8 protein-coding genes are annotated in these 10419 nt (G+C 70.4%); all 8 read left to right on the plus strand.

What is annotated here, in order from left to right; translation table 11 throughout:
* The first annotated feature begins 118 nt into the window (after positions 1-118).
* The 8 genes from AC1P0E_RS15300 to AC1P0E_RS15335 all read left to right on the plus strand — a co-directional run bounded on the left by AC1P0E_RS15300 (position 119) and on the right by AC1P0E_RS15335 (position 10370).
* Complete coding sequence (locus AC1P0E_RS15300; RefSeq protein WP_482742711.1) at positions 119-400, plus strand: hypothetical protein; 282 nt, start codon at positions 119-121, stop codon at positions 398-400.
* A 152-nt stretch (positions 401-552) separates the two neighbouring features.
* Positions 553-1908: a type VII secretion integral membrane protein EccD gene (eccD, locus tag AC1P0E_RS15305; protein ID WP_482742712.1), complete on the plus strand. Its 1356-nt coding sequence runs from the start codon at positions 553-555 to the stop codon at positions 1906-1908.
* 53 nt (positions 1909-1961) lie between these two features.
* Positions 1962-3167 (plus strand): MinD/ParA family ATP-binding protein, encoded by a 1206-nt coding sequence (locus AC1P0E_RS15310; RefSeq protein ID WP_482742713.1) that lies wholly within the window; start codon positions 1962-1964, stop codon positions 3165-3167.
* 45 nt (positions 3168-3212) lie between these two features.
* Positions 3213-7187 carry a type VII secretion protein EccCa gene (gene eccCa / locus AC1P0E_RS15315; protein ID WP_482742714.1) on the plus strand — a complete coding sequence of 1325 codons (3975 nt, stop codon included), beginning with the start codon at positions 3213-3215 and terminating at the stop codon, positions 7185-7187.
* 113 nt (positions 7188-7300) lie between these two features.
* Positions 7301-8719 carry a DUF6177 family protein gene (locus AC1P0E_RS15320; RefSeq protein ID WP_482742715.1) on the plus strand — a complete coding sequence of 473 codons (1419 nt, stop codon included), beginning with the start codon at positions 7301-7303 and terminating at the stop codon, positions 8717-8719.
* 309 nt (positions 8720-9028) lie between these two features.
* Positions 9029-9475: an RDD family protein gene (locus AC1P0E_RS15325; protein WP_482742716.1), complete on the plus strand. Its 447-nt coding sequence runs from the start codon at positions 9029-9031 to the stop codon at positions 9473-9475.
* A gap of 198 nt (positions 9476-9673) precedes the next feature.
* On the plus strand, positions 9674-10006 hold the full coding sequence (locus AC1P0E_RS15330) for a hypothetical protein (protein ID WP_482742717.1): 333 nt from the start codon (positions 9674-9676) through the stop codon (positions 10004-10006).
* A 52-nt stretch (positions 10007-10058) separates the two neighbouring features.
* Positions 10059-10370: a pore-forming ESAT-6 family protein gene (locus tag AC1P0E_RS15335; protein WP_482742718.1), complete on the plus strand. Its 312-nt coding sequence runs from the start codon at positions 10059-10061 to the stop codon at positions 10368-10370.
* Positions 10371-10419 lie beyond the last annotated feature (49 nt).

Below are 10419 nucleotides of genomic sequence, written 5' to 3' on the forward strand. Positions count from 1 at the left end.
GATGCTTTATGTTGCAGAGGTGAAGTAAGGGGGCGCATGCCGCAGGCGGAGTATCCGCAGTCACAGGTGCAGTCGACGACTGACGGGCAACCGACCAGACCGAGGCGGCGGACGACGAATGGCACGGGATTACGACAGCCAGCTGCTGGAGTCGGTGGCGGTACGCCGGCGCAGGACGAGGGACGCGTTGCTGTTCGGCGCTCAGCGGGTGCGGCGCACGGCGGACGAGCGGCTCGGGAAGGTTTTCGCGGGCGTCGTCATCGCGGCCGTCCTGTGCGCGGGTTGCGTCGGGTGGTCCTTCCTGCAGCACACACTGGCGAAGCAGAAGGCCGAGCAGGAGAAACAGCAGCAGCGCCAGGAGCAGCAGTACGAGCAACCGGCAAAGCCGGGTAAGCAGTAGAAACCTGCCGGGCGGGGCGGAAATGACGCAGACGCCGGGCAATCGCGAAGAGCGGTTCTGGCATTTTCCTGCGAAGAAAATAGGGGAAGTTGGCAGTACGGGCGCGGCCATCGGCCCGAAGTCCTCAACGTCCCGATGATAGATTCCCGTAAGTGGTGAGCACAGCAACGACTTCACGGGCGCAACTGAGCCGGGTGACCCTGGTCGGCGAGCGACGCCGGGCCGACATCGTCCTGCCCTCCGACGCCCCGATCGGTCAACTGCTCCCCGACATTCTGCGGTTGCTGGACGATCGTGCCGCATCGCGGCCCCTGTCACGGCAGTTGATTACGTCCGACGGCTCCGCACTGCCGCACGACAGCACACTGGCGTCTGCCGAGATTGCCGACGGCGCCGTGCTCCGGCTCGTCAAAATCCACTCGGCGCCGCCCGCCCCCGTGGTGCACGACGTCACCGACCAGGTGGCCGACGACCTCGACCTGCGCGCCTGGCGCTGGCGCCCGGCCGCGCGCCGGGCCGGCGCGGGTGTGGCGTCTGTGGCCTTCGCCGTGATCGCCGCGCTGCTCGCCCGCCGCGAGCTCGCCCTCGACGCCCTGGCCGGCGCCCTCCTTGCCGTATCGATTCTCCTCCTTGCCGCCGGTGCGCTCGTCGCCAGAATCGGGCAGGGAAACCGTGGCCTGGCGACCGCGCTTCTGGTCACCTCCGGCGGACTGGGCATCCTCAGCGCGTGGACTGCCGCCGACGCGTACGACTGGTCGGGGACCCTGCGGCTCGCTTCAGTCGCGGCCACGCTGACCGTGACCATGGTGATGCTCGGCTACTTCTCGCCACTCGGCCGCGGCGGTCTCATCGGCGCCCTGGCCACCGCCGCGATCACCGTCGTGTGGGAGGGTGTCGCCGCCCTCCAGGGCGACTTGGCCCGGCTCGGCGCCGTCATGGCCGTCTTCTCCGTGGTACTGCTCGGCCTGCTGCCGCGGCTCGCCCTGATGGCGTCGGGGCTCACCGCACTCGACGACCACCGCTCGGGCGGGGCCTCCGTCAGTCGTCACCAGGTGGGCAACGCCCTCGCGGCCACCCACCGGGGCCTGGCCCTCGCGACGATGGCCGCCGCGCTCTCGGCGGCCTCCGCCGGCTGGTTGCTCACGCTGGCCGAGAAGCCGACCGTATGGACCGTGGCGCTGCCGTCCCTCGTCGCCGTGGTGCTCCTGTCGAGGGCGCGGGCCTTTCCGCTGGTAGCCGAGGTGGTGGCACTCTTCGCCGCCGCGGCGTGCCTCGTCGTACGTCTCATGATGCTGTGGATGGAGCATGCCGGGGGCGCCGGGCCGCTCGCCGTCCTGTGCGCGGCCGCGGTGCTGCCGCTGGTCGTTCTGGCGGTGCAGCCGCCCGAGCATGTGCAGGTCCGCCTGCGGCGTACGGCCGATCTGGTCGAATCCATCGGCATGGTGGGCCTCTTTCCGCTCGCCGTCGGGGTGTTCGGCGTGTACGGACAGCTGCTCAACAAGTTCTGAGTCGACGCGCAAGCGCTCCGGGCGGCGCGGCAGGACGCAAGAGAAGGGCAGACATGCCGAACGGAGACAACTGGCAGGGCGATGTGCTGCGCGACCTGAGAGGCGGCGGCGCCCAGCAGGGCGCACCCGGCACCGGTGGGCAGGCATACAGCGCCCCCGCGCCGGGCCCAGCCCTCCCCGCACAGGACCCGCCCGCGGTCCCCGCGCAGAGCGACCGGGCACCGGCCGTCACCCATCCCCATGGCGAAGGCGCGCCACAGGAAGCGGGCCATGAGGACCCTGCGCAACAGGTCCGAGCGCCGGCTGCGTACACCCCAGGGGCCCGCCCGCACCGCACCACACCCGACTCCCGGCCCGTTGTCGACGCGGACCTGGCGGGGGCGGGACGCGCCCCACGGCACGGCGAGTCCTTCGCCGCGCGCGCCGCGCGCGCCCTGCGCCGCTGCGTCGCGTCGTCGGCCGCGCGGGAGGTCGCAGAGATCACCCGTACCGCCGAGGCCCTCCAACAGCCCGTGACGACCGGCCGGCAGATCGCCGTCACCTCCATCCGGGGCGGCGCCGGCAAATCGACCGTCACCGCGCTGATCGGCACCACGTACGCGCACTACCGGCAGGACCCCGTCCTTTTCGTCGAGGCCGACCCGGCGCTCGGTTCGCTTCCGTTGCGGCTCGGCGTCGAGACGCTGCGCTGGACCACTGCCGATGTGGCGGACATCGTCGAGCCGCAGATGTCGCTGCTCGACATCACCGGCTATCTCGTCCAGCTCCCCGACAACGCCTGGCTGCTGCCCGGCAGCCAGGGCCGGATCGGCGCGATGCTCGACACGAAGGCGTACGGGCGGGTCATGGTCGCGCTGCGCCGGTACTTCGGTGTGACGGTCGTCGACTGCGAGACGCTGCCCGCCGAGGTCGCCCGCGTCGCGCTCTCCGCCGCCCAGGCGCGTGTCCTGACCACCCCCGCCACGATGGAAGGCATCAACAGCACGTATGCCGTACTCCAGTGGATGCAAGGGCTGCCCCGGCAGGTGATCGACGGCACGGTTGTCGTACTCACCGAACAGGTGCCGCATTCGGGGCTCGACCTCGACAAGGCAGCCCGGAAACTCAGGTCCACCGGGGCGAGCGTTCAGATCCTGCCGTACGACAGGCACTTGGCGGCCGGCGGTCCGATCCGTACCGAACTGCTCGCCCACTCGACCAGGGAAGCTGCCACCCGCCTCGCCGCAGAGGTCTTCCAGCTCTCCCAGAAGCGCCACTGATCCAGTGATCCGGATGCCGAGCCCGACCGGGAATGACGGACGACGATGAGTACCCGACTGATCCACCGGCCGGCCAGGACCACCCGGCCCCCGGCCGCCTCCGAGGCGCGCGTCGTCGAGGCCCCGCCCAACCTCCCCGAGGGAAAGGCGGGCAACATCGCGATGTCGTTGTTGCCCGTCGCCGGTGTCATGTCCTCCGTCGTGATGATGACGGTCGTACGCAACAGCCAGTTCGCCGCCCTCGGCGCGCTCATCCTCGTCGTCACCATCATCGGCTCCCTCGCGCTCGTCTTCTCCCAGCGCGGCAAGGCCCAGCGCACCCGCCGCACCCAGCGCGAGGCATACCTCGCCTATCTGGAGGACCTGCGCGAGGAGCTCTCCGCCGAGGAGCGCGAGCGGCGCGAGCGTGCCGGCGTACTCAACCCGCCGCCTTACGCCCTGTACGACATAGTCCGCGACCCGGCGCGCCTGTGGGAGCGCCGCCGGGTCGACGGCGACTTCCTGCGGGTGCGCGTCGGGACCGGCGAGATGCCCGTACGTGATCTACAGGTCGGGGAGCAGGGCTCGTCGGTCCTCACTCCGCCCGACCGCTTCATGCTCAACGAGGCGTCGGCGCTGATGACCCGCTTCCGCACCGGCACGGAGCTCCCGCTCACCGTGCCGCTCGACCGGGTCGGCAACGTCAGCGTCGTCGGCCCCCGCGAGGACTGTCTGCGTGTCGCGCGCGCCCTGCTCGTCCAGGCCGCCGCCCTGCACGCCCCCGACGACGTGGCGATGGCGCTCGCCGTGCCCGGCGACCGGATCGACGACTGGGAGTGGGCCAAGTGGATGCCTCATCTGCTCGACACCGAGCAGTTCGACGGCCCCGTCGCCGCCCGGCGTATCGCCCCCTCCGCGCCACAACTCGCCCGGCAGATCGGCCCGGAGCTGCGCCGCCGCGCGTCGTACGCCGCCGAGGTGCGGCGCGGGCTGGCCGGCAAGGATGCCCTGTCCATGACGTCCCGGTTGCTTGTCGTCGCAGACAGGCACGGCGCGGACGCCGTCGACCTGCCGCGCCCCGACGAGGCGGTCGGCCTGCGTGAGATGGGCGTCACCGTCCTGCACCTGCTCGAACAGCGGGTCCAGGAGCCGGGACAGGTCGGCGTGCGGATCACCGTGGACGGCACCGAGGTGATCATCGAGGACCTGCGCGAGCAGGAGCCGGTCGGCGCCCACGGCGTCGTGGACGAGGCCGGCATCCCGTTCGCCGAGGGCCTGGCCCGGATGCTGGCACCGCTGCGCCTGTCGGCCGAGTCGCTCGTCGGCGCTCCCCTGTCCGGGCCGGTCGACTTCGCCGACCTGCTCGGCATCGACGACGTGGCGCGGCTGGACCTGGCGAGCCTGTGGGCGCCGCGCGGTGAGCGGGCCTTCCTGCGGGTACCGATCGGCATCAGCGACTCCCACGAGCCGGTGCTGCTGGACCTGAAGGAGTCCTCCGAGCTCGGCATGGGCCCGCACGGTCTGTGCGTCGGCGCCACCGGTTCCGGCAAGTCGGAACTCCTGCGCACCCTCGTCCTCGCCCTGGTCGCCACGCACCCGCCGGATGACCTCGCCCTGGTCCTCGTCGACTACAAGGGCGGTGCCACCTTCGCGCCGTTCGCGGACCTGCCGCACGTCGCCGGTGTCATCACCAATCTGGAGAACCAGGCGGGCCTCGTCGAGCGCGTCCACGCCTCGCTCGCCGGCGAGGTCAAGCGCCGCCAGCAGGTCCTCAAGGACGCGGGCAACATCGCGGACATCGGTGACTATGCCGCGCTGCGTGCCGACAAGCGGCCCGACCTCGACCCGCTGCCACACCTGTTCGTCGTCATCGACGAGTTCGGCGAACTGCTCACCGCGAAGCCGGACTTCATCGACCTGTTCCTGTCCATCGGCCGTATCGGACGCTCCATCGGCGTACACCTGCTGCTGTCCAGCCAGCGGATCGAGGGGGGCAGGCTCAAGGGTCTGGACACGTACCTCTCGTACCGGCTCGGCCTGCGCACGTTCTCCGCCGACGAGTCCCGTACGGTCCTGGACACCACGGATGCCTTTCACCTTCCGCCGCTGCCCGGTTTCGGTTACCTCAAGGTCGACACCAGCCACTACGAACGATTCAAAGCGAGCTATGTCTCGGGGGGTTACCGCGGCCCCGTGCGGCGCGGGGAGGAAGAGGACACCGGACCTCTCGCACTGGAGTACCCGTCCTTCAACACCCTGGCCGAGCCGGGTGACTCCGGAACCCCCGAGCCGGCACTGCGACGCCGTGAGACCGGGCCCACAGAGATGGGCGTCATGGTCGAACAGATGGAGAACGCCGCAGGCCCGGTGCGGCGCATCTGGCTGCCGCCGCTGCCCGAGGCGATCACCTTGGACAAGGTCGCCGGCCCGCTCGATGCCGGCCCGCGCGGCATGCAGCTCACCAAGCGCCGCGGTCCGCTCCAGGTGCCGCTCGGCCTGCTCGACGACCCGACAAAGCAGTGGCAGGGCCAGTGGTACCTGGACCTCACGGTCGCGGGCGGCCACGCCGCCGTGATCGGTGGCCCGCAGTCCGGCAAGACGGCGCTCCTGCGCACCCTCGTCCTCTCGCTCGCGCTGACCCACACGCCGCAAGAAGTCGGCGTCTACGGTCTCGACCTGGTCGGCGGCGGTCTGGCGGCCCTGTCGGGCCTGCCGCACGTCGGCGGCATCGCGGGCCGGGCCGACCGCGAGCGCGCGGGACGTACCGTCGACGAAGTACGGAACATGCTCGCGACCCGCGAAGACCTCTTCCGCGAGCACGGCATCGACTCGGTGGAGCAGCTGCGCACCCTGCACGCGGCGGGCAGACTGCCCCAGCTGGCCTCCGCCGAGGTCGTGCTCGTCATCGACGGATTCGGCGCGCTGCGCGACGACTTCGAAGAGCTGGACGACGCCGTCGTCGACATCCTCAAGCGCGGCGGCGGTTACGGGGTCCACGTCGTCGCGGGCATGCTCCGCTGGAACGATGTCCGCATCGCCACCCAGTCGAATTTCGGCACCCGCGTCGAGCTCCGCCTCAACGACCCCAGCGAATCCAGCGTCGACCGCAAGCTCGCCGAGACCCTGTCGCCCGACGAGCCCGGCCGAGTCCTCACCGACGGAAAGCTCTTCGCGCAGGCCGCCCTGCCCCGTACGGACGGAGCCGCCGACAGCTCGGACCTGGGCGCGGTCCTGGAGCGCACGGCCCGTAGGATCCGCGCCACCTGGAGCGGCGAGGTCGCCCAGCCGGTACGGGTGCTGCCCCAGGTTCTGGAGCCCCACCTCCTGCCGGGGCCTGTCACCGAACCCCAGCGGGTTCCGATCGGCCTGGACCAGACGGCGCTCGCGCCTGTCCTGCTCGACCTGTTCCGGCACGACCAGCATCTGCTGGTCATGGGTGACAGCGAGTGCGGAAAGACGAATCTCCTGAAGACCGTCGCCGCCGGCCTCATCGATCGCTACGGGGAGGACGAACTGGTCTTCGCCGTCATGGATCCGCGGCGGAGCCTGCGCGGCGCGGTCCCCGAGGAGTTCAACGGCGGCTACGCGTACAACGCCAAGATGTGCGGGGGCCTCGCGGCCGGTATCGCCACCGAGCTGGCGAAGCGGCTGCCCGACGACGGCGCGCCACTGGACGACCTGGAGCCCGGCAGCTGGGGCAAGGGGCCGCGGATCGTGGTTCTCGTCGACGACTACGACGTACTGACCACCGCGGGCCAGTCGCCGCTCGCCCCCTTCCTGCCGTACATCCCGTCCGCGATCGACATCGGACTCCACTTCGTCCTGACGCGCCGCGTCGCGGGCTCGTCGCGCGGCATGTACGAGCCGCTGGTGCAGGGCCTGCGCGAGTCGGGGGCCTCGGCGATCGTCATGGCGGGCGACCGCAGCGAGGGCCAGCTTTTCCCCGGCGTGTACGCGTCCCAGCAGCCCGCGGGTCGCGGTGTGCTCGTCCGCAGGGGCCAGTCGAACCGCCTGATCCAGACCGTGTACTCCGCCGAGTGAGGCGGGGCCGGCGCACGGTGGCCGCGAACGGACGACGTACACACCCGTGCCAGTACACACGCCATGCCAGTACACACACTCATGCCACGAATGACGAAGGACCGGACGACCACATGACCAAGGACGTCATAGCCCTCACTCGGCGCATGCCCGACCCGTGGACCGTGCTCGCGGGCCTGCTCTCCGGAGGTTCCGACAAGCTGGTGGGCACGGAAGGAGAGGGCGCCGTCGTACAGCTCTGCGACGAGGACGGCCGGCCCCTCGTCTCCGTCGAGGCACCGCTGCTCGTGCAGGTCGCGGGCGAGGCCGAGCGGCTGCTCGGGGCCACGGCGCCGCCGCTTCCGTTCTGGTGGACGGAAGCCCGTGCCACGACCGGTGTCGAGGACGCCGAGCGCCTCGCCGGTACCTTCGCGGCCCGGCTGGTCTCCCTGGCCGGTGGCTCCGCCTGGCCACCGGAGGCCGCGCGCTCGCTTGCCGTTGTGCAGAGCGAAGGAGTAAGCGTCGTGCCGGCGCCCGCCGCCGCGCAGCCGGCCGTCGACGTACTCACCGACAAGGTCGCCGTCGTCATCCAAGACCGGCCGGTGGTCGCCATGACGGCCTGGCTCTCCGACGCGTTCCGGGCCGCCGCAGGCGCCGAGCTGGGCCTCCAGATCGTCAGCCCGGCGGGCAGCACGCTCTCCCCCGCCGTACGCGACAGCCTGAGCGGCTGGCCGTCACGCTGGATCGTGCAGGACGAGCGGGAGGGTTACTACGACGGGCGGTCCGGCGCCGTACTGCGCTGGCAGGACGGGATGTTCGAGGCGGTCGAGGCAGCCGACGCGACAGCCGACGACCCGCGCACTCCGATGGCCGCCTCCTTCAAGGAGGTCGCGGACACCGGCGACCGCCAGCTGGCCATCTCGTTCCGTACGGTCCACCCCGCGGACGACCGTCTGGTACTCGGCGGCGCCCTGGAGTCGGTGTGGCGCGAGCTCACCGGCGAGCCCCCGGCCGGGTGGGGAACGGCGGAGCCCGCCAACGTCCCGTGGTCGCTGCGCCAGTTCACCGACGTCGCCTTCGACAGGGCGCCCGAGCCGACGTGGTTCGTGGTGGTCGGCAGCCCGGACCGGCCCGGACTCGCCACCGTCCGTATCAGCCGTACGAAGGCGGGCGTCGAGGAAGACGTCAGGCTGGCGTTCGGCTACGGGGCCGACGAGGAACCGCCGTTGGATGCCCTGCCCAGGGCGGCGGAGACGCTCGCCACGCGCCATCGCCTCCAGTCGATGCTCGTACAGCTGCGCAAGGCCCGCCGCGACCTGGCGGTGCCGCCGCGCTTCGAGGGCCCCGGAGTGCCGCTGGCCTTCGTGCTCGGTGCGGAGGAGGTCCGCGTGATGCCCGGCGACCGCGCCCGCCGCACGCCGCTGTCCGAGCCGCCTGTCCAGCTCGGCCCGAGGACCCGTCCGGCGCTGTACTACCCGCTGCCGGGCGATCCGTCGGACCTGTCGGGGTGGCGGGATTTCGAGCGCCTGATGAGGCATCTGAAGGGCGAATGAAGGGCCACCCGCACCGACGGGCCTCTACGGGGTTGCGCCGGGGAGAGATGAGATCTCGGAAGCACGCATTCGCAGTCTGTGCGGTCTGCGGACGACTTCCCGTTACGGGAAATAGCAAGGAGTGTCCGAAGTGAGCCACCCTGGACCGCAGAGTCCTTTCACGGCGCCACAAGCGCCGGGCAGCTACCCGCCGCCGCAACAGTGGGCCGGGGCCGCCCAATATCCGCCGTCCCCACACAGCCAGGCTCCCCGTACGCCCCGCAGCACCTTCCATACGCCGGCCCGCAGCACCCCCCATACGCCGGGTGGTTGCAGCGGGCAGGAGCATTCCTCCTTGACATTCTGATCAACTTCGGTCCGATGTGGCTGCTGATGGGTGTCGCCAACGCGATCGGTGAGGGAAGGCCCGGCGACAGTGGCGAGATCCCCGCGGCGATCCTGGGCTGGGGAGGCCTCATCGCCATGATCGCCACGCTTGTCGTACAGCTGATGCGCGAGGGCCGGACCGGGCAGACCGTGGGCAAGAGAGCTGTCGGCATCCGCGCCGTACGCGACCGTGATGGCCTCGTGCCCGGCATAGGCCTGGCCCTCGGGCGCCGACTCTGCCAGTTCCTCAACTACGCGGTGTTCGGGCTGGGCTGGTGGTGGGCCATCTGGGACGTCAAGAGCCAGACGTTCGCCGACAAGATCACCGGCATGGTCGTCGTCCGTGCCGACGCCGGACCTGCACGACAGCCTGCCGGCCCCTGGCAGTAGACGCTCCTTGAGCAAGGTCGGGGATTGGCGCGGCGACTTCGGATCCGTTGCCAGTCCCCGCCGCTTCACGCCTGCATGCGGTTGTGTGGTGTGACTTTGTCGTGGATTGGCCACAGTGGCCTGATTGCTGATTGCAACTGTGACGCCTGAGTTGATAGGTATGACAGTCATCGATCGTTGTTCCGACGGGGGAGTCAGATGAAGTTCGATATGGGGACGCAGGTCCTGTCGACGCTGCAGTCGCAGTCACAGGGGTCCAGCAACGAGCTGGGGCTGCTGATCCGTCAGCTCATCCAGGCCGCACAGCCGTTGGAAGGGAAGTTCAACGGGTCCGGCAAGGTGGCGTTCGACCTGTTCAAGTCCCGCTCGGACGAGATCACGGCGGCGCTGAACGCCTCGCTGGCGGCGATTCTGGGCGGCCAGTCGGGGATGGACACGGCGTTCGGCTCGGGTGACCAGGAGCAGGACGAGAACGCGAAGTCGCAGATGTCGGCGGCGAACTTCGACGCGGCGCGTTTCTCGGGTCGCTGACCTGCTGCTGTGGCGGAAGTGCTCGGATCGGATCTTACGGGGAGTGATTTTGGTGGCTGCTGGTACTGACCGTCGTTCGTACGACACGGGGGCGTCGACGGAGGCCCAGGGCAACATCCAGGCAGTGATCGGGCGTCTGGAGCAGGTGATCTCGGCGCGTGACGCACAGGTGAAGGCGGCGATGGCAGACTTCGCGGCCGATGGCGTGGCGGATGAGTACCACGGCAAGGAGCTGCGCTGGGACCGTACGTCGCAGGAGGTCCGCAACATCATCCAGCTGCTGAAGACGACGCTGGAGAAGAACGATGTGACGGCTCAGCAGACGATCTCGCGTGCGAAGGCAGCGGTCGACAACATCGGCTGAACCGCCGCTGCGCTTCCCGGGCGAAACGATCCTTCGGGGGGCGGGCGGG

This window comes from Streptomyces sp. TRD_SC_5, from assembly GCF_056836825.1.

Excerpts from the sequence above, each read along its gene's own strand:
- AC1P0E_RS15300 (WP_482742711.1), top strand. The coding sequence starts at position 119 with ATGGCACGGGATTACGACAGCCAGCTGCTGGAGTCGGTGGCGGTACGC.
- AC1P0E_RS15310 (WP_482742713.1), top strand. The coding sequence starts at position 1,962 with ATGCCGAACGGAGACAACTGGCAGGGCGATGTGCTGCGCGACCTGAGA.
- eccCa (WP_482742714.1), top strand. The coding sequence starts at position 3,213 with ATGAGTACCCGACTGATCCACCGGCCGGCCAGGACCACCCGGCCCCCG.
- AC1P0E_RS15320 (WP_482742715.1), top strand. The coding sequence starts at position 7,301 with ATGACCAAGGACGTCATAGCCCTCACTCGGCGCATGCCCGACCCGTGG.
- AC1P0E_RS15330 (WP_482742717.1), top strand. The coding sequence starts at position 9,674 with ATGAAGTTCGATATGGGGACGCAGGTCCTGTCGACGCTGCAGTCGCAG.